Source organism: Microbacterium sp. Y-01 (assembly GCF_003856715.1).
Lineage (GTDB): Bacteria > Actinomycetota > Actinomycetes > Actinomycetales > Microbacteriaceae > Microbacterium > Microbacterium algeriense.
Genome location: NZ_CP024170.1, coordinates 2,197,411 through 2,222,588, shown reverse-complemented (window position 1 = coordinate 2,222,588; position 25,178 = coordinate 2,197,411). Strand labels below are relative to the sequence as shown.

The 25,178-nt window shown below is 69.2% G+C and carries 24 protein-coding genes and 2 tRNA genes; 24 read left to right on the top strand and 2 right to left on the bottom strand.

Annotated elements, in window-relative coordinates; all coding sequences use genetic code 11:
• Nucleotides 1-41: 41 nt before the first annotated feature.
• The 15 genes from CSX12_RS10505 (at nt 42) to CSX12_RS10435 (ending at nt 15,525) form a co-directional block, all read left to right on the top strand.
• Complete coding sequence (locus tag CSX12_RS10505; RefSeq protein ID WP_124895734.1) at nt 42-797, top strand: DUF4129 domain-containing protein; 756 nt, start codon at nt 42-44, stop codon at nt 795-797.
• Complete coding sequence (locus CSX12_RS10500; RefSeq protein ID WP_225855825.1) at nt 794-1,267, top strand: hypothetical protein; 474 nt, start codon at nt 794-796, stop codon at nt 1,265-1,267. Before CSX12_RS10505 ends, CSX12_RS10500 begins: the two co-directional genes overlap by 4 nt.
• Nucleotides 1,264-2,238: a MoxR family ATPase gene (locus tag CSX12_RS10495; protein WP_124895733.1), complete on the top strand. Its 975-nt coding sequence runs from the start codon at nt 1,264-1,266 to the stop codon at nt 2,236-2,238. Before CSX12_RS10500 ends, CSX12_RS10495 begins: the two co-directional genes overlap by 4 nt.
• Nucleotides 2,235-3,548 (top strand): DUF58 domain-containing protein, encoded by a 1,314-nt coding sequence (locus CSX12_RS10490; protein WP_241160431.1) that lies wholly within the window; start codon nt 2,235-2,237, stop codon nt 3,546-3,548. Before CSX12_RS10495 ends, CSX12_RS10490 begins: the two co-directional genes overlap by 4 nt.
• Nucleotides 3,545-4,141: a hypothetical protein gene (locus tag CSX12_RS10485; protein ID WP_124895732.1), complete on the top strand. Its 597-nt coding sequence runs from the start codon at nt 3,545-3,547 to the stop codon at nt 4,139-4,141. Before CSX12_RS10490 ends, CSX12_RS10485 begins: the two co-directional genes overlap by 4 nt.
• A 9-nt stretch (nt 4,142-4,150) precedes the next feature.
• Complete coding sequence (uvrA, locus tag CSX12_RS10480; protein ID WP_124895731.1) at nt 4,151-7,039, top strand: excinuclease ABC subunit UvrA; 2,889 nt, start codon at nt 4,151-4,153, stop codon at nt 7,037-7,039.
• Entirely contained in the window at nt 7,039-8,943 is a 1,905-nt protein-coding gene (gene uvrC / locus CSX12_RS10475) for an excinuclease ABC subunit UvrC (RefSeq protein WP_017202790.1), read from the top strand. Before uvrA ends, uvrC begins: the two co-directional genes overlap by 1 nt.
• A 35-nt stretch (nt 8,944-8,978) precedes the next feature.
• Nucleotides 8,979-9,851: an RNase adapter RapZ gene (gene rapZ / locus CSX12_RS10470; protein ID WP_017202789.1), complete on the top strand. Its 873-nt coding sequence runs from the start codon at nt 8,979-8,981 to the stop codon at nt 9,849-9,851.
• A 67-nt stretch (nt 9,852-9,918) separates the two neighbouring features.
• Nucleotides 9,919-10,896 carry a DNA-binding protein WhiA gene (gene whiA / locus CSX12_RS10465; RefSeq protein WP_017202788.1) on the top strand — a complete coding sequence of 326 codons (978 nt, stop codon included), beginning with the start codon at nt 9,919-9,921 and terminating at the stop codon, nt 10,894-10,896.
• A 187-nt stretch (nt 10,897-11,083) separates the two neighbouring features.
• Nucleotides 11,084-11,710: a superoxide dismutase gene (locus tag CSX12_RS10460; RefSeq protein ID WP_017202787.1), complete on the top strand. Its 627-nt coding sequence runs from the start codon at nt 11,084-11,086 to the stop codon at nt 11,708-11,710.
• Nucleotides 11,711-11,824: 114 nt separating this feature from the next.
• Complete coding sequence (gap, locus tag CSX12_RS10455) at nt 11,825-12,835, top strand: type I glyceraldehyde-3-phosphate dehydrogenase (protein WP_017202786.1); 1,011 nt, start codon at nt 11,825-11,827, stop codon at nt 12,833-12,835.
• Nucleotides 12,836-12,845: 10 nt separating this feature from the next.
• Nucleotides 12,846-14,060, top strand: a complete 1,215-nt coding sequence (locus CSX12_RS10450) for a phosphoglycerate kinase (protein ID WP_124895730.1) — start codon at nt 12,846-12,848, stop codon at nt 14,058-14,060.
• A complete protein-coding gene (tpiA, locus tag CSX12_RS10445) occupies nt 14,051-14,842 on the top strand; it encodes a triose-phosphate isomerase (protein WP_017202784.1) in 792 nt (263 codons plus the stop codon). Before CSX12_RS10450 ends, tpiA begins: the two co-directional genes overlap by 10 nt.
• 81 nt (nt 14,843-14,923) lie before the next feature.
• Nucleotides 14,924-15,172 carry a preprotein translocase subunit SecG gene (gene secG / locus CSX12_RS10440; RefSeq protein ID WP_017202783.1) on the top strand — a complete coding sequence of 83 codons (249 nt, stop codon included), beginning with the start codon at nt 14,924-14,926 and terminating at the stop codon, nt 15,170-15,172.
• Nucleotides 15,172-15,525, top strand: coding sequence for an RNA polymerase-binding protein RbpA (locus CSX12_RS10435; RefSeq protein WP_017202782.1), 354 nt, complete (start codon nt 15,172-15,174; stop codon nt 15,523-15,525). Before secG ends, CSX12_RS10435 begins: the two co-directional genes overlap by 1 nt.
• Before the next feature lie 63 nt (nt 15,526-15,588).
• Here CSX12_RS10435 and CSX12_RS10430 read toward each other — a convergent pair whose 3' ends face one another.
• Both CSX12_RS10430 and CSX12_RS10425 read right to left on the bottom strand, forming a co-directional pair.
• On the bottom strand, nt 15,589-16,812 hold the full coding sequence (locus tag CSX12_RS10430; protein WP_124895729.1) for a hypothetical protein: 1,224 nt from the start codon (nt 16,810-16,812) through the stop codon (nt 15,589-15,591).
• 129 nt (nt 16,813-16,941) lie between these two features.
• Nucleotides 16,942-17,012: transfer RNA gene (locus CSX12_RS10425), tRNA-Gly, on the bottom strand.
• A 123-nt stretch (nt 17,013-17,135) separates the two neighbouring features.
• On the opposite strand from CSX12_RS10425, the gene CSX12_RS10420 reads away from it, so the two are divergent.
• From CSX12_RS10420 to CSX12_RS10380, 9 genes are all read left to right on the top strand, one after another.
• Nucleotides 17,136-17,209 (top strand) — tRNA-Pro (locus tag CSX12_RS10420).
• Between the two features lie 63 nt (nt 17,210-17,272).
• On the top strand, nt 17,273-18,751 hold the full coding sequence (tig, locus tag CSX12_RS10415; protein ID WP_124895728.1) for a trigger factor: 1,479 nt from the start codon (nt 17,273-17,275) through the stop codon (nt 18,749-18,751).
• A 68-nt stretch (nt 18,752-18,819) separates the two neighbouring features.
• Nucleotides 18,820-19,317 carry a tetratricopeptide repeat protein gene (locus CSX12_RS10410; RefSeq protein WP_124895727.1) on the top strand — a complete coding sequence of 166 codons (498 nt, stop codon included), beginning with the start codon at nt 18,820-18,822 and terminating at the stop codon, nt 19,315-19,317.
• Nucleotides 19,318-19,398: 81 nt separating this feature from the next.
• Entirely contained in the window at nt 19,399-19,995 is a 597-nt protein-coding gene (locus CSX12_RS10405; protein ID WP_017830295.1) for an ATP-dependent Clp protease proteolytic subunit, read from the top strand.
• A 20-nt stretch (nt 19,996-20,015) separates the two neighbouring features.
• Nucleotides 20,016-20,657: an ATP-dependent Clp protease proteolytic subunit gene (locus CSX12_RS10400; RefSeq protein WP_124895726.1), complete on the top strand. Its 642-nt coding sequence runs from the start codon at nt 20,016-20,018 to the stop codon at nt 20,655-20,657.
• 152 nt (nt 20,658-20,809) lie between these two features.
• A complete protein-coding gene (locus tag CSX12_RS10395; protein WP_124895725.1) occupies nt 20,810-21,745 on the top strand; it encodes a sugar-binding domain-containing protein in 936 nt (311 codons plus the stop codon).
• A complete protein-coding gene (gene deoC / locus CSX12_RS10390) occupies nt 21,742-22,743 on the top strand; it encodes a deoxyribose-phosphate aldolase (protein ID WP_124895724.1) in 1,002 nt (333 codons plus the stop codon). The genes CSX12_RS10395 and deoC overlap by 4 nt, the downstream gene beginning before the upstream one ends.
• A 34-nt stretch (nt 22,744-22,777) precedes the next feature.
• Nucleotides 22,778-24,220 (top strand): aldehyde dehydrogenase family protein, encoded by a 1,443-nt coding sequence (locus CSX12_RS10385; RefSeq protein WP_124895723.1) that lies wholly within the window; start codon nt 22,778-22,780, stop codon nt 24,218-24,220.
• The gene (locus CSX12_RS10380) at nt 24,217-25,068 is read left to right on the top strand and encodes an aldehyde dehydrogenase family protein (RefSeq protein WP_124895722.1); all 852 of its coding nucleotides are present in this window, start codon (nt 24,217-24,219) and stop codon (nt 25,066-25,068) included. The genes CSX12_RS10385 and CSX12_RS10380 overlap by 4 nt, the downstream gene beginning before the upstream one ends.
• The last annotated feature ends 110 nt before the right edge of the window (nt 25,069-25,178 follow it).

Here is a 25,178-nt window from a genome sequence, read left to right as displayed (position 1 = left end):
ACCGCGACCGCGCTCGCGCCGGTGACCTCTAGGGTGGAGGCATGCTGCGCGTCGAGGCCTCCGAGACGGAGCCGGTGCGCGCGGGGAAGCGTCGACCGGGAGCGCTTCTGCTCTCGTTCGTCGCGATCACGGCGCTTTTCGCCATCGTCATGTTCGCCGCGGCCGCGCAGGGCCGTCCTCAGTTCGGGGCATGGCCGCTGGACGGTCCCGTCCAGGAACCGCGGGAGGAGGCTGCTTCGCCGCTGCCGATGGACACCTCTCCGCCGATCGAACCGCCGGCGGACTCTCCGCTCGCGACGATCGTCGGCGCGGTGCTCGCGACCCTGATCATCGCCGTCGTCTTGACCGTGGCCTTCCTCGGCCTCCGTCAGCTGATCCGATTCCTCCGACGGCTCTGGCGCGACCGTCCGCTGGCACGGCGGAACGCCGCGCTGACCGACACTCTCCCCGTTGGCGGCGCGAAGACGGACGCCGACCCAGATGCGGCGACCATCCGCCGCGGCATCGACGGGGCGCTCCGCACGATCGATGCTCGCCCGACGCCCGCGGACGGCATCGTGGCGGCCTGGGTGGGGCTGGAGGAATCCGCCTCCGACGCCGGCACCCCCCGGGCGTCGAACGAGACGCCGTCCGAGTTCACGGCGCGGATCATCGGCGGGCGCGCCGGGGTCGCCTCCGACGTGCGCACGCTGCTCGCCCTCTACGAAGCGGTCCGCTTCGGCGGACACGACGCCGACGAGCAGGACCGACAGACCGCCGCGGCCTGCCTGCGCGGAGTCCAGGCGGCGTGGCGATGACGGCCCGTGTGCTGCTGCTCGGGGGCGGTGCGGTCGTGGCCGTCGTCGTGGTCTTCGTGCTCGGCTGGCTCGGCTTTCCCGTTCCGTTCGTCGTCGCCTGGATGATCGTGCTGCTGGCGATCGGCGTGGTCGGCCGCCAGGTCTTCTTCGACGAGGGCGCCGCATGGCCGCCGGCGAAGCCGACCCGCCCTTCGCGCGGCTCCGAGGTCTCGCGGATGGCCTGGGCGATCAACACCCGCACCGGAGTCGCCGGACACCTCGTGGTGCGGCGCGTCCAGGGCGTGCTGCGGCGACGCCTCGCGCACCACGGCCTCGACCTCGACGATCCGGAGCAGCACGCCCGCATCGACGCGATCCTCGGCGACGGCGTGCGCGACGCCCTGCGCCGCCGGGAAGTCCGGCGCACCGACATCGAGCTCGTGCTCGACGCCCTCGACCGCATCCCGAACGACCTGGAGGAGAACCGATGACCGACAGCGTGGAGACGACCCGGATCGCAGAGATCGGTCGCAGAGTGCTCGACAGCGTGCGAGGGGGAGTCGTCGGCATGGATGAGCCGCTCACGGTCGCTCTCGCCGCGATCCTGGCGGGCGGGCATGTGCTCTTCGAGGACGTCCCCGGTCTCGGCAAGACGCTCGCGGCGCGGAGTCTGGCCTCCGCGCTCGGCCTCGACTTCCGTCGGCTGCAGTGCACGCCCGACATGCTCCCCGGAGATGTCACGGGCTCGTACGTGTACGCGCCGTCGACGGGCGACTTCGTGTTCCGGCCCGGTCCGATCTTCACCGGGCTGCTTCTGGCCGACGAAGTGAACCGCACGACGCCCAAGACCCAATCGGCGATGCTCGAGGCGATGGCGGAGGGCCAGGTCACCGTCGAGGGCAACAGCTTCCCGCTCCCGCGTCCGTTCCATGTCATCGCGACGTCGAATCCCATCGAATACGAGGGCACCTACGCCCTCCCCGAGGCGCAGCTGGACCGCTTCATGGTGCGCCTCGCCGTCGGCTATCCCTCGCCCGACGAGGAGTCGCGGATCATCCTCGACCGGGTGCGGAGGCAGAACCCGGACGTGCGCGTGGAACAGGTCATCGACACCGCCGAACTGGTCGCCCTCCAGGCGGCGGTCGAGCGGATCCACGTCGACGGCGACATCGCGCGGTACAGCGTCGACCTCGCCCGGGGCACACGGGATGCCGCGAACGTCGCCGTCGGCGCCTCGCCGCGCGGATCTCAGGCGCTGGTGCTGCTCGGACGCGCCCTGGCCGCCCTCGACGGGCGGGACTACGTGCGCCCCGACGACCTCAAGCGCATCGCGGAGCCCGTGCTCGCCCACCGTCTCACCTTGACGCCGCAGGCCTGGGCGCAGGGAACGGACCCGCGTTCCGTCGTCGCGACCGTGGTCGCGACGACGCCGGTGCCGCCCACCGTGGCTGTGCGCCCGTGACCGAGCCGATCCGCGTCCGCGCCCGCGCGCCCGTGACCTGGCGGCGCACGCCCGTCATCGCGATCGGCATCGCGGGAGCGACGCTGCTCGCAGCCGTGGGACTCGCCCTGTCGCGCCCGGATGTCATCGCCATCGGCCTGCCGCTCGCGCTCGGCACGGCATGGGCGCTGTGGCGCCGACCCCCGGATGACGTGGTCGCGATCGAGCTCCGCGCACGGCCAGGGGGCTCGGATGCCACGCCCGAGGTGCACGTGGAGGCGGACGTCGAGTCGAACGCGGAGTGGATCCAGGTCGCCGTGGATCAGCAGCAGCGCCGCACCGGGCTCGCCGACGTGCGGCCAGGCAGGGCGGTCCTCCGCGCGCGCAGCCTGCTGCAGCACTCCGGACCTTCGGAGGCTCTCGCCCTGACTCTCCGAGGCGCCTGCCTCGACGGCGCATGGATCTCGGAGTCGGCGTCCCGTGTCGCTGTGGTGTGGAACGCGCCGCCCCGCGCGATCCGGATCGGACGCCTCCCCGTCGCGCCTCGCCTGACCGGTCTGCATGGCGCGCACCCGGGCGTCCGCCCCGGTCACGGCGGCGACTTCCGTGACATCCACGCCTTCGTCCCCGGCGATGAGCTGCGCCGGGTCGACTGGCGGGCCACGGCCCGGGCTGCGCGTCGCCCCGGCGACCTGCTGGTGCGGCGCACGGAAGCGCTCAGCGACTCCTCCGTGGTCATCGCGGTGGACACGGCGGAGGACCTCGGGGCCGTGGTGGCGGCGTGGGGAGTGGACGATCCCGACACCTCAGGTGTCACCTCTCTCGACCTGGCGCGCGAGGCCGCGCTGTCCATCGCGACAGCCGCGGTCGGCGTCGGCGATCGCGTCGCGTACCACGCGCTCACCCCGGGTGGCCGGAGCCTGCCGTCCGGTGGAGGCTCCCGGCATCTCGCGCGGCTGCGCGATGTCATCGGCGCGACCGACGCGGCGGACGGCGACAGCCGATACCTCCGAGCGCCCATCGTGCCGCCGGGATCGATCATCTTCGTCCTGTCGACGTTCGTGGAGGGGGTGGCCGCGCGGTTGGCCACCCGCTGGCGGGCATCAGGTCATGCGGTCGTCGCGGTCGACGTCCTGCCCCACCCCGACACGGCCAGACTCAGTCGGGAGCAGCGGATCGCGCTGCGCACCCTGCTCGCGGAGCGTTCCGACATCCTCCTCGACCTGCGACATGCGGGGGTGGAGGTCGTCTCGTGGGCGGATCCGGATGTCGACATCGCGATGCGGCTGGCCGCCCTCCGGCAGCAGCGTGCACGGGCGGTGCGGCGATGACGAAGAGGCTGCGCTCGTTCCGGTCGGGGGTCGTCGTGCCCGGCGTCGCCGTGAGGCTGCTGAACGTGGTCGTGGTCGCGGTCGGCGTCGTCCTGCTCAACCCCTTCCCGTTGTGGCAGGGCGTCGCGGTGATGTCGGCCCTCGTCGCCGTCGTCTTCCCGCGTTCCCTCGCCGCCTGGATCGCGGCGGCATGCGTGGTGTTCGGCGTCGTGCTGACGGACCCGTCTCCGGAGCGGACCGCACTCGCCGTCCTGGTGGTCCCGGCGATCCACCTGCTCGGGTCGCTGAGCCTCACGATCCCGGCGGCGTCGCGCCTCGCGCCCGCCGTGCTGCTGCCGGGTCTGCGGCGATTCGTCATCGCACAGCTCGTGGCGCAGCCGCTCGCGTTCGGCGTGTGGCTGCTGGCTCCGGGACCCGTGGATCGCGGAGCGGCGTGGCTCGCGCCGCTCGCGGCCGTCGTCCTCCTGCTGGGCGTGCTGTTCGCGCTGCGCGCCGCACGCGCGGCGGATTCCGCGCGCGGAAGGGTACACGGAGAGGGGAGCGGCGGGGAAGCGATCGCCGCTCGCGGAGCCGATGTCCGTGGCCCCTCGTAGACTTGTTCGGTGCCCATCGTCCCCGTTGCCTCCACCGGAAAACTCAGTGTTCGCGGTGCCCGCGTCCACAACCTCAAGAACGTCGACATCGACATCCCCCGCGACTCCCTCGTCGTGTTCACCGGCCTGTCCGGGTCGGGGAAGTCGAGCCTCGCGTTCGACACGATCTTCGCCGAGGGGCAGCGTCGCTATGTCGAATCGCTGAGCGCGTACGCGCGCCAGTTCCTCGGCCAGGTCGATCGGCCGGACGTCGAATTCATCGAGGGCCTGAGCCCTGCGGTCTCGATCGACCAGAAGTCGACGAACCGCAACCCGCGATCGACCGTCGGCACGATCACCGAGATCTACGACTACATGCGCCTGCTCTGGGCGCGCATCGGCATCCCGCACTGTCCTGAGTGCGGGGAGCGGATCCAGCGCCAGACGGTGCAGCAGATCGCCGACCAGCTCATGGAGCTGCCCGAGCGCACCCGCTACCAGGTGGTCGCCCCGATCGTCTCGCAGAAGAAGGGCGAGTTCGTCGACCTGTTCCGCGAACTCGGTGCCAAGGGCTATTCGCGGGCGATCGTCGACGGCGAGCTCATCCAGCTCGCCGAGCCGCCGAAGCTCAAGAAGAGCTACAAGCACGACATCGCCGTGGTCGTCGACCGCCTCGTGGCGTCGGACGACATCCTCGGGCGCATCACCGACTCCGTCGAGACCGCCCTCGGACTGGCGGGCGGCGTGGTGCAGATCAACTACGTCGACGGCGAGGGCGACGACGCGTGGCAGACGTTCTCCGAGAAGCTGGCCTGCCCGAACGGGCACGCGCTCACGCTCACCGAGATCGAACCGCGCACCTTCTCCTTCAACGCGCCCTTCGGCGCCTGCCCGGCCTGCTCCGGCCTCGGCACCCGCATGTCCGTCGACGTCGACCTGATGCTGGGCGACGAAGACCTCTCGATCCGCGAGGGTGTCATCATCCCGTGGACTACGCAGGGCAAGGGCCTCTTCCAGTACTACGAGCGTCTGCTCGAAGGCCTCTCCCGCGACCTCGACTTCTCGCTGGACACACCGTGGCGCGAGCTGCACTCCGACGTGCAGGACGCGGTCCTCCGCGGCGAGAACTACAAGGTCACGGTCAAGTGGAAGAACCGTTACGGCCGCGAGATGCGCTACGCCTCCGGGTTCGAGGGCGTCGTGCCCTACATCGAGCGTCAGTACCTCCAGGCCGAGTCCGACACGCAGCGCAGCCGGTGGGGCGAGTACCTCCGCGAGGTGCCGTGCCCCGTGTGCGACGGCAACCGCCTCAAGCCCGAGGTCCTGGCCGTGCAGGTGCACGGTCACTCCATCGCCGAGGTCTCGCACCTCAGCCTCGCCGATGCCCGTGCCTTCATGGAGACGCTCACCCTGTCCGAGCGTGAGGCGAAGATCGCGGCGCAGGTGCTCCGCGAGATCCGTCTGCGCCTCGACTTCCTGCTCCAGGTCGGCCTGTCGTACCTGAACCTCAGCCGTTCCGCCGGGTCTCTCTCCGGCGGCGAGGCACAGCGCATCCGTCTGGCGACGCAGATCGGCTCCGGCCTGACCGGGGTGCTGTACGTGCTCGACGAGCCGTCCATCGGACTGCACCAGCGCGACAACCGGCGCCTCATCGAGACCCTGCTCACCCTCCGCGACCTCGGCAACACGCTGATCGTGGTCGAGCACGACGAAGAGACCATCGAAGCCGCCGACTGGGTCGTCGACATCGGACCGGGAGCCGGCGTCAACGGCGGCGAGGTCGTGCACTCGGGGCCGTACTCGGCTCTGCTCGCCGACAGCGACTCGATGACGGGCGAGTACCTCTCCGGCCGGCGCGAGATCCCGATGCCGACCAAGCGCCGCAAGATCGACAAGAAGCGGATGCTGAGCGTCGTCGGAGCACGCGCCAACAACCTCCGCAACGTCACGGCCGACTTCCCGCTGGGCGTGCTCACCGCGGTCACCGGCGTCAGCGGCTCCGGCAAGTCCTCGCTGGTGAACGACATCCTCTACCAGGTGCTCGCGTCGCGTCTCAACGGCGCACGGACGGTACCGGGCAAGCACACGCGGGTCACCGGCCTCGACAACCTCGACAAGGTCGTGCACGTCGACCAGGCGCCGATCGGCCGCACCCCGCGCTCGAACCCCGCCACCTACACCGGTGTGTTCGACCGCATCCGCTCCCTGTTCAGCGAGACGCCCGAGGCGAAGGTCCGCGGCTATCAGCCCGGGCGGTTCAGCTTCAACGTCAAGGGCGGACGCTGCGAGGCGTGCTCCGGCGACGGCACGATCAAGATCGAGATGAACTTCCTCCCCGACGTGTACGTCGACTGCGAGGTCTGCCACGGCAAGCGCTACAACCGCGACACGCTCGCGGTGCACTACAAGGGCAAGAACATCGCCGAGGTGCTCGAGATGCCGATCGAGGAGGCCGCGGAGTTCTTCGAGCCGATCCAGGCCATCCACCGCTACATGAAGACGCTCGTCGACGTCGGACTCGGCTACGTCCGCCTCGGGCAATCGGCGACGACGCTCTCCGGCGGCGAGGCGCAGCGCGTCAAGCTCGCCACCGAGCTCCAGCGCCGCAGCAACGGACGCAGCATCTACGTGCTCGACGAGCCCACCACGGGTCTGCACTTCGAGGACGTGCGCAAGCTGCTCGAGGTGCTCAACGGGCTGGTCGACAAGGGCAACACCGTGATCGTCATCGAGCACAACCTCGACGTCATCAAGTCGGCGGACTGGGTGATCGACCTCGGTCCCGAGGGCGGCTCGGGCGGCGGCCAGATCATCGCCACGGGCACCCCGGAGCAGATCGCCCGCGTCGAGGAGAGCCACACCGGCCTCTTCCTCGCCGAGATCCTGGGTGAGGGGCGCTCCGCGCGGAAGGCCAGCTGATGGCCGACGCGCTGTCGTACAAGCCGCGACCGGGGGAGATCCCCACCGATCCCGGTGTGTACCGCTTCCGCGACGCCGCCGGTCGCGTGCTGTACGTCGGCAAGGCGAAGAACCTCCGCCAGCGTCTGTCGAACTACTTCGCACCGCTGCGGACGCTTCATGAGCGCACCCGACGCATGGTGACGACGGCGGCGTCGGTGGAGTGGACGGTCGTCCCGACGGATGTGGACTCGCTCCAACTCGAGTACATGTGGATCAAGGAGTTCGATCCGCCGTTCAACGTCAAGTACCGGGACGACAAGTCGTATCCGTTCATGGCGGTGACCCTCGGCGACGAGGCGCCGCGCGTGATCGTGACCCGCAATCGGAAGATCCCCGGTGCCCGCTACTTCGGCCCGTACCCCAAGGTGTGGGCCGTGCACGAGACCATCGACCTGATGATCAAGGCGTTCCCGATCCGCACCTGCAGCGACTCCAGCTACAAGCGCGCGATGCAGACCGGGCGACCGTGCTTCCCCGGTCAGATCGGCAAGTGCGGCGGCCCCTGCTCCATGACGGTCACGATCGAGGAGCACCGCGCCATGGTCGACGATTTCGTCGCGTTCATGGCGGGCGGCGACGAGCGGTTCACGCGCGAGCTCACGAAGCGGATGATGGCCGCCTCCGCGGCGATGGACTACGAGGCGGCAGCCCGGTACCGCGACAAGCTGACCGCGATCGAGGCCGTGCTCGGCAAGAGCGCCCTCGTGCTCCCCAGCGACGAGGACGCGGACCTCTTCGGCATCGCCGAGGACGAGCTCGCCGCGGCCGTGCAGCACTTCGTCATCCGCGGTGGTCGAGTGCGCGGTGTGCGGGCGCTGACGATCGAGAAGGAGATCGACATCTCCAGCGGTGAGCTCGTCGAACAGGTCCTCCAGCAGGCGTACGGCGAAGCGCAGGACGTGCCGCGTCGCATCCTCGTCCCCACCCTTCCCGACGACGCCGCGGAGCTGGAACTGTGGTTGCGCGAGCGCCGAGGCAAGAAGGTCGAGATCGCGGTGGCGCACCGCGGTCAGCGCGCCGACCTGATGCGCACGGCCAGCCTCAACGCGCAGCAGGCGCTGATCCGGCACAAGACCAGGCGGACGACCGACTACGTCGCCCGCACTCAGGCGCTGACCGACCTGCAGGAAGCTCTCGGGATGGACGAGGCGCCGCTGCGGATCGAGTGCTTCGACATCTCGCACCTCGGCGGCACGAACGTCGTCGCGTCGATGGTGGTGTTCGAGGACGGGCTGCCGCGCAAGGACCAGTACCGATCGTTCAACATCCCCGAGACGACGGACGACACCGATTCGATGTACCAGGTGCTCCGGCGCCGGCTCGCCTACCTCGACCGTCCGGAGGAGATCGAGGTCATCGACCCCACCACGGACGAGGTCGTCGGAGAGGACGTCGGCGAGGCGACCGTGCGACGCAAGCCTCGCTTCGCGTATCCGCCGCAGCTCCTCCTGGTCGACGGCGGCAAGCCCCAGGTCGAGGCCGCGGCCAGGGCGCTCCGAGACGCCGGGCACACCGAGATCGCCGTGTGCGGCATCGCCAAGCGGCTCGAGGAGGTGTGGCTGCCGGGGGAGGACTTCCCCGTGATCCTGCCGCGCACGAGCGAGGCGCTGTACCTGCTTCAGCGTCTGCGCGACGAGGCGCACCGCTTCGCGATCACCCACCAGCGCAAGAAGCGGCGGAACGACATCGGCTCGATCCTGTCCGAGGTGCCGGGATTGGGCGCTTCGCGGATCAAGGTGCTGCTCAAGCACTTCGGCTCGGTGACGGCCCTCCGCGCCGCCGACCCCGCCCAGATCCAGGAGGTCCAGGGGATCGGTCCGGTGCTCGCCCAGAACATCCACACGCACCTCTCCACTCGCTAGGCTGGGAAGCCGAGGGGGAGAGGGAGCACTGAGCGATGACTGACGGGGAGAAGGGCGAGTTCCTCATCGTCACAGGGATGTCCGGCGCGGGCCGGACGACGGTGGCGAACGCACTGGAGGACCTCGGCTGGTACGTCGTCGACAACCTGCCCCCGCAGATCCTCCGCCCCCTGCTCGAACTCACCGACATGGGCGGAGACGCCCTGCCGAAGGTCGCCGCGGTGGTGGACATCCGCGGACGCAACCTGTTCGACGACTTCCCCGGCGTGGCCCGCGCACTGCGGTCGCGGGGTTCGCTCCGTGTGCTGTTCCTCGATGCCTCCGACGACGTGCTCGTGCGCCGCTTCGAGTCGGTACGACGGCCGCATCCGCTTCAGGACGACGGCACCCTGCTGGACGGCATCCGCAGCGAACGCGCGCGCCTCGCCCCGATCCGCGAGGCCGCGGACATGGTGATCGACACCTCGTCGCTGAACATCCACCAGCTGGCCACCCAGGTCTCCGACATCTTCTCGGAGGAGGGACAGGCGCGGCATCGCGTCACGCTGCTCAGCTTCGGGTTCAAGTACGGGCTGCCGACGGACGTCGACCTCGTGGCGGACATGCGGTTCCTCCCGAACCCGTTCTGGAACGAGGAGCTGCGCGGCCTGACCGGGCAGGACGAGACGGTCCGCGAGTACGTCCTCTCCCGCGAGGGGGCGAAGGAGTTCCTCGACGCCTACTCCGCGGCCCTGGTGCCGGTGCTGGAGGGGTATCAGCGCGAGAACAAGAGCCATTCCACCATCGCCGTCGGCTGCACGGGCGGCAAACACCGCTCGGTGGCGATGTCGGAGGAGCTGGCACGCAGGATCGCGGCGATCCCCGGGGTCGCCGTCAACGTCCGTCACCGGGACCTCGGCCGAGAGTAGCGGGTCGCCCGGCCGAGTAAGCTGGACGTTTGCGTCGCGATCCGGCGCGTGAACGTGAAGGAGTGTCGTGGCACTAACCACCGACGTCAAGGCCGAGCTGGTCAGCATCCGCAATGCACCCCCCACGGTGCGCGTCGCGGAGGTGACCGCCATCCTCCGCTTCGCCGGTGGACTGCATTCGATCGCCGGTCGCGTGGCCGTGGAGGCCGAGGTGGATGCCGAGACCCTCGCGCGTCGCGTCGCGCGTGACCTCGCCGAGATCTACGGGGTCCGCCCCGAGATCGCCCAGGTGCAGTCCAGCACCGCGAACGACGGCGCCCGGTGGGCGGTGCGCGTGATCGCCCAGGGGGAGACCCTGGCCCGCCAGACCGGCCTGCTCGACCAGCGCCGTCGCCCCGTGCGGGGCCTGCCCAACCGTCTCACGACCGGCTCACGGGCCGAGGTCGCCGGCCTGTGGCGCGGCGCCTTCCTCGCCGCGGGCACCCTCAGCGAGCCGGGACGCTCGGCGATGCTCGAGGTCGTCTGCCCCTCGTCCGAGGCCGCGATGGCCCTCGTCGGCGCCGCGCATCGGCTCGGTGTCGCGGCGAAGGCCCGCGAGGTGCGCGGCATGCCGCGCGTCGTCGTCCGCGAAGGCGAGGCGATCCGCACGATCCTCAACGAGATGGGCGCGCAGAAGACGGCGATCGCGTGGGAGGAACTCCGGCAGCGTCGTGAGGTCCGCGCCGGCGTCAACCGCCTCGTCAACTTCGACGACGCCAATCTGCGTCGCTCCGCGCAGGCGGCGGTGGCGGCGTGCGCCCGTGTCGAGCGCGCACTCGAGATCCTGGCCGACGAGGTTCCCGATCATCTGAAGGTCGCCGGCGAGCTGCGGCTCGCGCACCGCGATGCGAGCCTCGACGAGCTCGGTCACCACGCCGACCCGCCCCTGACCAAGGATGCCGTCGCCGGTCGCATCCGGCGTCTCCTCGCCATGGCCGACAAGCGCGCCCAGCAGGAGGGCATCCCCGGCACCGAGGCTGCTGTGCCCGTCGGCCTCGACGTCTGACGTCTCTCGCGTGACGAAGACCCGCTCCCCGAAGAATCGGGTGGCGGGTCTTCGTCATCTGGCGGAAGGTTCAGGGGCGCGGCCGCGTTGTCGTCAGTAGGATGAGAGACGTCCGCTCTACGCCGCACATCGGCGGCGCGGAGGATCGGCAAGCGCCGCGGCGCGGCGCGGATTGGATGAAAGCGATATGGCGACCTACACGCTCCCCGACCTTCCCTACGACTTCGCAGCCCTGGAGCCGCACATCAGCGGCAAGATCATGGAGCTGCACCACGACAAGCACCACGCGACCTACGTCGCCGGCGCGAACACCGCCCTCGAGCAGCTCGCCGAGGCCCGTGAGAGCGGCAACCTCGCGAACGTCAACAAGCTCGAGAAGGACCTCGCGTTCAACCTCGGCGGCCACGTCAACCACTCGATCTTCTGGACCAACCTGTCGCCGAACGGCGGAGGCCAGCCGGAGGGCGAGCTGAAGGCCGCGATCGACGAGTACTTCGGCTCGTTCGAGAAGTTCCAGGCCCACTTCACCGCCGCGGCGACCGGCATCCAGGGCTCCGGCTGGGCGGTCCTCAGCTGGGACTCGATCGGCTCGCGCCTCATCATCCAGCAGCTGTTCGACCAGCAGTCGAACACGGCGCAGGGCACGATCCCGCTGTTCCAGCTCGACATGTGGGAGCACGCCTTCTACCTCGACTACCTCAACGTGAAGGCCGACTACGTCAAGGCCGCGTGGAACATCGCGAACTGGGAGAACGTCGCCCAGCGCCTCGAGGTCGCCCGCAAGCAGACGAACGGCCTGCTGGTACTGTCGTAATCGGGTCGCGTCCCGACGGGCCACGGCTCGTCGGGACGCCCTCTCAGCCAAAAAATCCGCGTATGACGTCCGCTGGAAGGCGGCGCACAGCGCACGAGAAACAGGGAGACCTGAGTGTCTGTCAAGATCGGTATCAACGGCTTCGGCCGCATCGGACGCAACTACTTCCGCGCAGCTCTTGCGCAGGGAGCAGACCTTGAGATCGTCGCGGTCAACGACCTCACCGACAACAAGACCCTGGCGCACCTTCTGAAGTACGACTCGGTCGGCGGCGTCCTCGACGCCGAGATCAGCTACGACGACGAGAGCATCACCGTCAACGGCAAGGCGATCAAGGCCTTCGCCGAGCGCGACCCCGCCAACCTCCCGTGGGGCGAGCTGGGCGTCGACATCGTCATCGAGTCGACCGGCTTCTTCACCAAGGCCGAGCTCGCCAAGAAGCACATCGAGGCCGGCGCGAAGAAGGTCCTCATCTCGGCTCCCGGCACGGGCGTCGACGGCACGTTCGTCATGGGTGTGAACGAGGACACGTACAACCCGGAGACCGACCACATCATCTCCAACGCGTCGTGCACCACCAACTGCCTCGCGCCGCTGGCTCAGGTCTTCAACGACGCGTTCGGCATCGACCGCGGCTTCATGATGACGGCGCACGCGTACACCGCTGACCAGAACCTGCAGGACGGTCCGCACAGCGACCTCCGTCGTGCACGTGCTGCCGCGATCAACATCACCCCGGCCTCGACCGGTGCGGCCAAGGCCATCGGCGAGGTGCTCCCGGAGCTCCAGGGCAAGCTGAGCGGCTCGTCGTACCGCGTCCCGGTTCCCACCGGCTCGATCGTCGACCTCACCCTCATCACCGACCGCGAGAACCTGACGGTCGACGAGGTCAACGAGGCCTACAAGAAGGCCGCTGCCGAGGGCCGCCTGGCCGGCTACCTGCAGTACAACGAGGACCCGATCGTCTCGAGCGACATCGTGCACAACCCGCACTCGTCGATCTTCGACTCGACGCTGACCAACGTCAGCGGCAACCTCATCAAGGTGTCCAGCTGGTACGACAACGAGTGGGGCTACTCCAACCGTCTCGTCGACCTGACCGAGTACGTGGCCGAGCGCCTCTAAGCTCAGACACATGACTCTGCGCACCCTGGACACCCTGGGGTCGCTCGAGGGCAAGCGCGTCATCGTCCGTTGTGATCTCAACGTCCCCCTGCGGGACGGGATCATCACGGACGATGGCCGTGTCCGCGCCTCGTTGCCGACCCTCAACGCACTCATCAACGCGGGCGCCCGTGTTGTCGTGTGCTCGCACCTCGGCCGACCCGACGGTGCGCCCGACCCGCAGTACAGCCTGGAGCCGGTGGCTCAGCGGCTGTCCGAACTCCTCGGCGCCCCGGTCGCGTTCGCGCGCGACACGGTCGGCGAGTCGGCGACGGAGGCCGTGGCCTCGCTCGAGGACGGCGGAGTCGTCGTGATCGAGAATCTCCGGTTCAACCCGGGGGAGACGTCGAAGGACGCCGCCGAGCGCGGCGCCTTCGCCGCGGAGCTCGCGAAGCTCGGCGACGTGCTCGTCTCCGACGGGTTCGGCGTGGTGCACCGCAAGCAGGCGAGCGTGTACGAACTCGCCGAGCTGCTCCCGTCGGCTGCCGGTCTGCTGATCGCGACCGAGCTCGACGTGCTCGACCGCCTCACCGAGAACCCGGAGCGCCCCTACGCGGTGGTGCTCGGCGGATCCAAGGTGAGCGACAAGCTGGGCGTGATCTCGCACCTGCTGCCGCGGGTCGACCGGATCCTCGTCGGCGGCGGAATGCTGTTCACGTTCCTGAAGGCGCAGGGTCACGCGGTCGCGTCGAGCCTTCTCGAAGAGGATCAGCTCGACACCGTCCGCGGGTACATCGCCGAAGCGGCTGAGCGCGGCGTGGAGCTCGTCCTCCCCACCGACGTGGTCGTCGCGGCATCCTTCTCGGCGGACGCGGACCATGAGGTCGCGGCCGCCGACGCGATCGAGCAGACGGCCTTCGGGGCGTCCGGCATCGGCCTCGACATCGGTCCGGAGACGGCTGCTCGCTTCGCCGAGGTCATCCGCGGGTCGAAGACGGTGTTCTGGAACGGCCCGATGGGCGTGTTCGAGTTCCCGGCGTTCGCGGCGGGCACCAAGACCGTGGCGAAGGCGCTCACCGAGGTCGACGGCCTCAGTGTCGTCGGCGGTGGCGACTCCGCTGCGGCCGTGCGTCAACTCGGATTCTCCGACGATCAGTTCGGTCACATCTCGACCGGCGGCGGCGCGAGCCTCGAATTCCTCGAGGGCAAGAAACTACCTGGGCTGGAGGTCCTCGGATGGGCGTGAGCTCTCGTACCCCGCTGATCGCGGGAAACTGGAAGATGAATCTCGATCACCTGCAGGCGGTCGCGTTCGTGCAGAAGCTGCACTGGACGCTGAAGGACGCGAAGCACGAGGACGGATCCGTCGAGGTGGCGGTCTTCCCGCCGTTCACCGACATCCGCAGCGTGCAGACGCTCATCGACGCGGACAAGATCCCGTTCGCCCTCGGCGCGCAGGACCTGTCGGCACACGACTCCGGTGCGTACACCGGTGAGGTGTCGGGAGCATTCCTGGCCAAGCTCGACGCGAAGTACGTCATCATCGGCCACTCGGAGCGTCGGGAGTACCACGCCGAGGGCGACGACGTCGTGGCGGCCAAGGTGCAGGCGGCGCTCAAGCACAGCCTCGTGCCGGTGATCTGCGTCGGCGAGACGGCCGGTGACCTGGAGAAGTTCGGCGCCAGCGCGGTGCCCGTGTCTCAGCTCGAGGCGGCGCTCCAGGGCGTCTCGCCGAAGGCGGACATCGTCGTCGCATACGAGCCCGTGTGGGCGATCGGCTCCGGCCAGGCGGCGACACCGCAGCAGGCGCAGGATGTCTGCGCCGCGCTGCGGGCCGTGATCGCGAAGGTCCTCGGCGACGAGGCGGCCGCGCGCACGCGCATCCTCTACGGCGGCTCGGTGAAGGCGGCGAACATCGCCAGCTTCATGCGCGAGCCCGATGTGGACGGTGCGCTGGTCGGCGGAGCGAGCCTCGTCGTGGACGAGTTCGCCGCGATCATCCGCTTCGAGAAGCACGTCGGCGTGTGAGTGCAGCGGGGCTGCGGCCCCGCTGCACCGTATACTTGACCGTTACGGGGGCGCTCCGGCCCCAGCGAAAGGCTCTTTCTCGTGGCAATTCTCGAGTTCGTCCTGCAGGTCGTGCTGGGCATCACCAGCGTCCTGCTGACCCTCCTCATCCTTCTGCACAAGGGCCGCGGTGGCGGTCTGTCCGACATGTTCGGCGGCGGCATGACGTCCGCTGTGGGCTCGTCCGGCCTTGCGGAGCGGAACCTGAACCGCTTCACCGTCGTCCTGGCTCTGACGTGGTTCGTCTCCATCGTCGCGCTGGGCCTCATCACGAAATTCGAGGTCATCTGATGGCTACCGGTGGAAACGCGATCCGCGGCACCCGCGTGGGCTCCGGCCCGATGGGGGAGCAGGACCACGGCTATCACGCCGACCGCATCGCGGTCTCTTACTGGGATGGGCTCGGCAACGAGACGGTGCGCTACTTCGCCGCCGGCCTGCCCGAGGAGGAGATCCCGGAGATCATCGACCACCCGCAGAGCGGTCTCCCCGCCGGGCGCGACAAGGAGAACCCTCCGGCGCTGGCGAAGGCGGAGCCGTACAAGACGCACCTGGCCTACGTGAAGGAGCGCCGCACCGACGAGGAAGCCGTCCAGCTCCTCGAGGACGCGCTCACGCAGCTGCGCGAGCGTCGGGGGCAGTGACCTCGGTCTGACATCGAAGAAGCCGCCACGAGAGATCGTGGCGGCTTCTTCCGTTCTCTGCGGTCAGCGGCAGCCGGCGGCCGCGTCGATGTAGTCCTGGGGTGGGTAGCCGTACGCCCAGACGCCGTTCGCGTCGTCGGTGAAGCCCATGCTGATCGCCCAGGCGGTCGCCCACTTCTCGATGCTGTCCTGTGTGGACGCGTCGTACATGCCCTGGCACTTCACGCTGATGGCGTGGCCGACCTCGTGCGCGACGAGCGCCTTGCTCCGCTCGGCGGGCCACTGCTCCGCGACGGAGTTCGAAAGCTCGATCGTGGCTCGACCAGGGTCATCCCACCACCAGGTGGTGTATCCGCCCATGCTGCCGTCGAATCCGGCGCCGTTCACCTGGGGCGACCAGTCGAATTCGAGCAGGACCCCGGGGGCGAGCGATCGCGCGAACGCCTCGATCTCGATCCTCGCGGCGCGGAGCGGTCCCTCCTTCTCGGCGAGCTCCTCCGCCTCGGTCGCGACGACCTGTCCGGCGGCGGTCTGCAGGGCTGCGTACGCCGTCGCGGCGGAGTCGTCGACGGAGACGACCGCCGCCGCATCGGCAGCGGCTCGGCGCAACGCGATCACAGCGTCGTTGCGCGCCGAGATGTGCGCGGCTTCGAACGGAGCCGCGGCGGCCGCTGCCGCTTTCAGCACGGCAGTACCGGTTTCGTCGACCCGTCGTGCGGTGTCCTGCGCATTCTGGGTCTGATCGTCGAGGTCGGCGACCAGACGATCGAGATCCTGCTGCTGGGCGCCCAGTTCCGCCGTCGCGCCGTAGAGCTCCCAGAACCACGTCGGCTTGTCCCCGGACGGCGGCAGCTCGGTGGCGACGACATCCTCGGCCGCGGCGCCGGCTCCCTCGCCGTCGTCGACGGCGGAGGCGAGAGCGGCCACAGCATCGTCGGGGACGACGATCGCGGGACTGCCGGTGTCGAGGATCACGTGCCCGGCGTCGGTCTTCTCGATCAGAGCCGCTGTCGCGTGCTCCGTCTGCGTCTGGTGCGCGCGCGCCGTCCGCAGCGCGTCGTCGAACCCCTCTGCGGCTTCGTCGTAGCCGACGTTGGCGGTCAGCTGCGCGATGGACAGCGTCGCGATGACCGCGACGCCGCCGAGCACACCGAACACGACACCACGGGGCACGTGACGGCGACGCGACGGCGGCGGTTCTGCGGAGAACGTCGCCGGGAGATCGTGCCCTCCGCTCGCGAAGAGAGCCTGCCGCGGGGCGGTGCGGGGCCGGGAGGGTTCGGTCACGACGTGCTCATTCGGTCAGGCTTTCCGGTCGGAGACTGCGCGGCAGTGCTGCCAGCGTATTCGACGAGGAGGGCGACACGCGGTCATGGATATCCGAATGAGGATGACCGACGGCGGGAGAAGAAGGAGAGGGGCTGACGAGAATCGAACTCGCGTCATCTGTTTGGAAGACAGAGGCTTTACCATTAAGCTACAGCCCCGAATCCCGCGGATTCCGGGGGATCGGTTCGGAGTGGGAACTCCGGCGTGATCGATCATACCGGACAGTCGGGTGTGCTCCTGTCCGTTAGACTCTGTGGGGCTGAATCTGCGCGCGGATTCCCCGGGGCGTAGCTCAGCTTGGTAGAGCGCCCGCTTTGGGAGCGGGAGGTCGCAGGTTCAACTCCTGTCGCCCCGACACGGCCCCCACGGACCTTACAGCCGCGATTCAGCGCGGAAATCACAAGGAGAACACACCAGCATGGCGAACAGCACCGTCGAGAAGCTGACCCCGACCCGGGTCAAGCTCACCATCACGGTCACCCCGGACGACCTCAAGCCCAGCATCGCTCACGCCTACGAGCACATCGCTCAGGACGTCCAGATCCCCGGCTTCCGCAAGGGCAAGGTCCCTGCTCCCATCATCGACCAGCGCATCGGACGCGGCGCCGTCATCGAGCACGCGGTGAACGAGGGCCTGGACAAGTTCTTCCGCGAAGCCACGACCGAGCACAAGCTCCGTGTCGTCGGACGCCCGTCGGCCGACATCACGCAGTGGCCGAGCGAGAAGGACTTCTCCGGCGACCTGCTCGTCGACGTCGAGGTGGACGTCCGCCCCGACATCGAGCTGCCCGACTACGAGGGCATCACCCTCACGGTCGACGCCGTCGAAGCCGACGAGGCCGCACTCGACGCCGAGCTGGAGAACATGCGCGCCCGCTTCGGCACGCTGATCCCGGTCGACCGTCCCGCTGCGAAGGGCGACTTCGTGGAGCTCGACCTCGTCGCCACCATCGACGGCGCCGAGATCGACCGCGCGGAGGGCGTCTCCTACGAGATCGGCTCCGGCGAGCTGCTCGAGGGCATCGACGACGCGATCGAGTCGCTCACCGCCGGTGAGGACACCACGTTCCGCTCGGCTCTCGTCGGCGGCGACCACGCCGGCAAGGAGGCCGAGGTCTCCGTGACCGTCAAGGCCGTGAAGGAGCGCGAGCTCCCCGAGGCCGACGACGACTTCGCGCAGATCGCGAGCGAGTTCGACACGATCGCCGAGCTGCGCGCGAGCCTCGCGGAGCGCGTCGCCCAGCAGGGTGTCTTCACGCAGGGCTCCGCCGCCCGCGACAAGCTCGTCGAGACCCTGCTCGACCAGATCGAGATCCCGGTTCCGCCGCAGCTCATCGAGGACGAGGTGCACAACCACCTCGAGGGCGAAGGCCGCCTCGAGGACGACGTGCACCGCGCCGAGGTCACCGAGGCGAGCGAGAAGCAGTTCCGCACGCAGGTGCTGCTCGACACGATCGCCGAGCAGGCCGACGTGCAGGTCTCGCAGGAGGAGCTCAGCCAGTACCTCATCCAGTCGGCTGCGCAGTACGGCATGGCTCCGCAGGAGTTCGTCGAGGCGCTGCAGTCCTCGAACCAGCTCCCCGCGCTCGTCGGCGAGGTCGCTCGCAACAAGGCCCTCGCGATCGCTCTCGGCAAGGTGAAGGTCGTCGACAGCAACGGCAAGCCCGTCGATCTGTCCGACTTCGTCGTCACGGACGACGAAGCGGACGAGGCCGCCGAGACCGAGGTCGAGGCTGACGAGAAGCCCGCGAAGAAGGCTCCTGCCAAGAAGCCCGCTGCCAAGAAGGCCCCGGCCAAGAAGGCGGACGCCGACGAGGCGGCTGCTGAGAAGGCGCCTGCCAAGAAGCCGGCCGCCAAGAAGGCGCCGGCCAAGAAGGCTGCCGACAAGGCCGAGTGATCGACACGATCCAGTGAAGAGGGCGGATGCTGCGGCATCCGCCCTCTTTTCCTCTCGAGGGGATGATGATGACCAAGACCTGGGACGAGCGCGTCGAAGACGTCTGGGCCGAGGCCTCCGGCGAGGAGGTCGGCGACGAGACGATCGCGCGGATCGACGCCCTGGCAGCGGAGCGCGGACCGGACGACGCCCGCGCCGAGTTCGAGCGCGCCGGTGCGCGCGACTCCGCGGGGAGGCCGGCAGAGGCCGTCGAGCTGTATCGACGTGCTCTGGACCTCGGCCTCGACGAGGAACACCGTCCGCAGTGCGTGATCCAGCTGGCGAGCTCGCTGCGGAACCTGGGGGAGTACGACGAGGCGCTCGCGGTGATCCGTGCGGAGGAGGAGCTGTCGGCCGACGGGCCGTACCGGGACGCGGTCGCGACGGTGCACGCGCTCATCCTCGCCAGTGCCGGCCGGCCCGCACAGGGACTCTCCGTCGCGCTGCTGGCGCTGGTCCCGCATCTTCCGCGGTACCACCGCTCGATGACCGCGTACGCGCACGAGATCGCGCGCGCCGACACCTGATATGCCGACGGCGAACACGGCCTGGGCGCTGCGTTGACGCCGGTAGATTCGAATCACTGAAACACGGAATCAGGAGCTGACATGGCTGCAGAACCCCTCCTCGCAACGAGCGTCTTCGACAGGTTGCTGAAGGACCGCATCATCTGGCTCGGCTCGGAGGTGCGAGACGAGAACGCGAACGAGATCTGCGCGAAGATCCTTCTTCTCGCCGCAGAGGACTCCGAGCGAGACATCTACCTCTACGTGAACTCGCCTGGCGGATCGATCACGGCGGGTATGGCGATCTACGACACGATGCAGTTCGTGCCGAACGACATCGTCACCGTCGGCATCGGAATGGCCGCCTCGATGGGCCAGCTGCTGCTGACCGCCGGCACCAAGGGCAAGCGGTACATCACGCCCAACGCGCGCGTGCTGCTCCACCAGCCGCACGGTGGCTTCGGCGGAACGTCGAGCGACATCCAGACCCAGGCGCAGCTCATCATGTCGATGAAGAACCGCCTCGCGGAGATCACGGCCGCACAGACCGGCAAGTCGGTCGAGCAGATCAACGCCGACGGTGACCGCGACCGCTGGTTCACCGCCGAGGAAGCGCTCGAGTACGGCTTCGTCGACCACATCCGCGAATCGGCCTCCGACGTCATCGGCGGCGGCGGCACCGATCAGGACACCGAGTAACGGAAAGCGAAAGGACGCTCATGTACACACCCACCTTCCGCTCCGCCGGTGACCTGCCCTCCAGCCGCTACGTGCTCCCGCAGTTCGAGGAGCGCACCGCTTACGGCTTCAAGCGTCAGGACCCGTACAACAAGCTGTTCGAAGACCGCGTGATCTTCCTCGGCGTGCAGGTCGACGACGCGTCGGCCGACGACGTGATGGCGCAGCTCCTCGTTCTGGAGAGCCAGGACTCCGAGCGCGACATCACGATGTACATCAACTCGCCCGGCGGCTCGTTCACCGCGATGACGGCCATCTACGACACGATGCAGTACGTCGCGCCGCAGATCCAGACCGTGGTGCTCGGCCAGGCGGCGTCCGCTGCCGCCGTGCTGCTCGCAGCAGGTGCCCCCGGCAAGCGCCTCGCGCTTCCGAACGCGCGCGTGCTGATCCACCAGCCCGCCATGGGGGAGGCCGGCCACGGTCAGGCCTCCGACATCGAGATCCAGGCCGCGGAGATCCTCCGCATGCGGACCTGGCTCGAGGAGACGCTGGCGGCACACACCAACCGCACCCCGGAGCAGGTGAACCGCGACATCGATCGCGACAACATCCTCTCCGCGGAGCAGGCCCTGGAGTACGGCATCGTCGACCAGGTGCTCACCACGCGCAAGCGCGTCTGAGCTGTTCGACACGAACGGGCGCCCGTCGGCATGACGGGCGCCCGTTCTGCGTCTCCGCGGATGTGCGGACCGACGAGCGTCCTCTGCGCGTATGAGCATTCAGGTGCGCGAACGCGGATTCCGGCCTACCCTGGAGGAGGAAGGAGGAACCCGTGGAAGAAGACCTGCTCATGGTGCGTGTCGCCGAGCTGTACTACGACGAGGACAAGACGCAGGACGAGATCGGCGGGCTCCTCAAGATCTCCCGCTGGAAGGTCGGTCGGCTGCTGACGCAAGCGCGCGAGCGCGGCATCGTCCGCATCGAGATCGTGCACCCGCGCGCCCGCCGGCTCGGTCTCGAGCGCGAGCTGGTCGAGCGCTTCGGTCTCACGGACGCCGTGGTGGTCCCGGCGCCGGAAGGCGATGACGGGACTCTTGAACGAGTCGCCCAGGCCGCCGCGGACTTCCTGACCGCTCTGCGGCCCGTGCCCCGGACGCTCGGCGTCAGCTGGGGACGAACGCTGCGCGCGGTCGCAGAGGCCCTGCCCGACGGCTGGGCCAGCGGCGTCACGGTCGTGCAGCTCAACGGCGGCGTCAGCCTGAACCGCCGCTCCGGCGGGGCGGCCGGCCTCGCCGTGACGATCGCCCAGCGTGCCTCGGGGCAGGTCTCGCTGCTGCCGAGTCCGGCGATCCTGGAGCGCGTCGAGACGAAGCAGGCCATCGAGGCCGACCGCACCGTCGCGGCCGTCCTGGAAGAGGCGGCGGAGGCGCAGGCCTTCCTCTTCACCGCGGGGCCCTGCGATGCCTCGTCCGCCCACGTGGAGAACGGCTACCTCCGTGTGGAGGAGGTGGAGGAGCTCGCGCGTCGTGGAGCGGTGGGCGACGTGCTCGGCCGCTATGTCGACGCCGAGGGCAACATCGTCGACTCGCAGCTCGACGCCCGGACGGTCGGCGTCTCGCTCGACCGCCTGCGCGGAGCGAAGCGGGCGATCTTCGTGACCGCCGGACCCGCCAAGCATGACATCGCCCGCACGGTCGTGACCAGCGGTCTGTGCGGCGTCCTGGTGACAGATGAGACCACAGCACGAGCATTGTTGGAGGAACAGTGACGACGAAAGAACTCAGCCGCAGGACGGCGGTGGACGTCCTCGGCGGTGAGCCGGACGACGCGACCCTCCGTCGCTTCCTGCACGGCCTCCCCGGCGTGGACGCCGTGGGCCTGGAGCAGCGCGCCGCCGGGCTCGGCACCCGCTCCATCAAGACGACGTCGAAGGCCTGGGCCCTCGACAAGATCATCGAGCTGATCGACCTGACGACCCTGGAAGGCGCCGACACGCCCGGAAAGGTGCGGTCCCTGGTCGCCAAGGCCAAGACCCCGGACGCCTCCGATCCGTCGACGCCGCGCGTCGCCGCCGTCTGCGTGTACGGCGACATGGTGGGGGACGCGGTCGCGGCCCTCGGTGGTCTGCACGGCGACCCGGACGACGGTCTGATCTCGGTCGCGGCCGTCGCCACGGCCTTCCCGAGCGGACGGGCGTCACTCGGGATCAAGCTCGCCGACACGGCCGAGGCGGTCGCCGCCGGGGCCGACGAGATCGACATGGTGATCGACCGCGGTGCATTCCTGTCCGGTCGCTACGGTCTCGTCTTCGATCAGATCGCTCAGGTCAAGGAGGCGTGCCGCCGTGAGGACGGCTCGTACGCCTCGCTCAAGGTGATCCTCGAGACGGGCGAGCTCAACACCTACGACAACATCAAGCGGGCGTCGTGGCTCGGTATCCTCGCCGGCGGCGACTTCATCAAGACGTCGACCGGAAAGGTCCAGCCCGCGGCGACCCTGCCGACCACTCTTCTCATGCTCGAGACGGTCCGCGACTGGTACCGGGGGACGGGCGAACGCATCGGCGTCAAGCCTGCCGGTGGCATCCGCTCCTCGAAGGACGCGGTGAAGTACCTCGTGACGGTCGCCGAGACCGTCGGAGAGGAGTGGCTTCAGCCGCACCTGTTCCGCTTCGGCGCTTCCAGCCTGCTCAACGACGTGCTCCTGCAGCGTCAGAAGCTCAGCTCCGGCCACTACTCGGGCCCCGACTACGTCACGATCGACTGATGCTTCGACAAGCTCAGCAACCCAAGGGATTGAAATGAACTTCCTGGAATACGCGCCGGCACCGGAATCCACCGCGGTCCTGAACCTCAAGGACAGCTATGGGCTGTTCATCAATGGCGAGTTCGTCGACGGCTCAGGCACCCCGTTCACCACCATCTCGCCGGCGACGGAGAAGCACATCGCCGAGATCGCCTCGGCCAGCGATGACGACGTCGACCGGGCGGTGGCCGCCGCGCGCCGCGCGTACGACAAGACCTGGTCGAAGATGAGCGGTCGCGACCGCGGCAAGTACCTGTTCCGCATCGCCCGTCTCGTGCAGGAGCGCGCCCGCGAGCTCGCCGTCGCGGAGAGCCTCGACAACGGCAAGCCCATCAAGGAGAGTCGCGACGTCGACGTCCCGCTCGTCGCCTCCTGGTTCTTCTACTACGCCGGCTGGGCGGACAAGCTCGACCACGCGGGCCTCGGCGCGAACCCTCGCGCGCTCGGCGTCGCCGGGCAGATCATCCCGTGGAACTTCCCGCTGCTGATGCTCGCGTGGAAGATCGCGCCCGCCCTCGCCGCGGGCAACACGGTCGTGCTCAAGCCGGCGGAGACCACCCCGCTGACGGCGCTGATCTTCGCCGAGATCCTGCAGCAGGCCGACCTGCCGGCGGGTGTCGTCAACATCATCACGGGTGCCGGAGCCACGGGGTCGACGCTCGTGCGCCACCCCGACGTCGACAAGGTCGCCTTCACCGGGTCGACCGGCGTGGGGCGCGACATCGCTCGCGCCGTCGCCGGCACGAAGAAGAAGCTCACGCTCGAGCTGGGCGGCAAGGCCGCGAACATCGTGTTCGACGACGCGCCGATCGACCAGGCCGTGGAGGGCATCGTCAACGGCATCTTCTTCAACCAGGGCCACGTGTGCTGCGCCGGAAGCCGTCTGCTCGTGCAGGAGTCGATCCACGACGAGGTCGTCGACCGGCTCAAGACGCGCCTGTCGACGCTGCGACTGGGTGACCCGCTCGACAAGAACACCGACATCGGGGCCATCAACTCCGCCGCGCAGCTGGCCCGGATCCGCGAGCTCAGCGACATCGGCGAAGCCGAGGGTGCCGAGCGCTGGACCGCGGACTGCGCGATCCCGGAGCAGGGTTTCTGGTTCGCTCCGACGATCTTCACCGGGGTCGAGGCCTCGCACCGGATCGCGCGGGACGAGGTCTTCGGGCCCGTGCTGTCCGTGCTCACGTTCCGCACGCCCGCCGAGGCGATCGCGAAGGCGAACAACACGCCGTACGGCCTCTCCGCAGGTATCTGGTCCGACAAGGGGTCCCGCATCCTCGCGGTCGCCGATCGTCTGCGCGCGGGCGTGGTGTGGGCGAACACCTTCAACCGTTTCGATCCGTCGAGCCCGTTCGGCGGCTACAAGGAGTCCGGATACGGCCGCGAGGGCGGACGTCAGGGTCTCACCGCCTACCTCAAGGGAGCCGCAGCATGAGCAAGCGACTGACCGTTCCGAAGACCTACAAGCTCGCGATCGGCGGGGCCTTCCCGCGAAGCGAGTCCGGGCGCACGTACGAGGTCGTGACACGGAAGGGCGCCTTCCTCGCCAATGCCGCCAAGGCCTCCCGAAAGGATGCCCGCGACGCCGTCGTGGCCGCCCGTGCCGCCGTCAAGGGGTGGTCGGGGGCGACCGCCTACAACCGCGGGCAGGTGCTGTACCGCGTCGCCGAGGTGCTGGAAGGGCGCCGCGCGCAGTTCATCGATGAGATCGCGGAGCAGGAGGGGGTGTCCGCCTCCGCCGCGGCCGCGCAGGTCGACGAGGCCATCGACCTCTGGGTCTGGTACGCGGGCTGGTGCGACAAGTACGCCCAGGTCGCCGGCAACGCCAACCCGGTCTCGGGTCCGTACTTCAACATCTCTGTTCCGGAGCCGACCGGTGTGGTCGCAATCGTCGCCCCCCAGGATTCCGCGCTGCTCGGCCTGGTGTCCGTAATCGCTCCCGCCCTGGTCGCGGGGAACACGGTGGTCGTGATCGCGAGCGAGCAGCACCCGCTCTCTGCCATCAGCCTCGCCGAGGTGCTCGCCACGAGCGACGTGCCCGGCGGCGTCGTGAACGTCCTGACGGGCTCGCCCGCGGAGATCGCTCCGTGGCTGGCTTCGCACCAGGACGTGAATGCCCTCGACCTGGCCGGCGCCGGCGACCTGGACTGGGTCGACATGCAGATCGCTGCGGCGGAGACGCTCAAGCGCGTGCTCACCCCGGGGGAGGTCGTCGCCTCTCCGGAGAGGATCGGCGCCTTCACCGAGGTGAAGACCGTCTGGCACACGAAGAGCATGGTCTGACCGACCTGTCGGAAAGACGGAGGGCCCTGCCGCGCATCGCGCTGCCGGGCCCTTCCCGTTCCTGCTCGGCGCAGTTGCGACCGAGCTCGCCGGTCTCCGGAACGCGATGT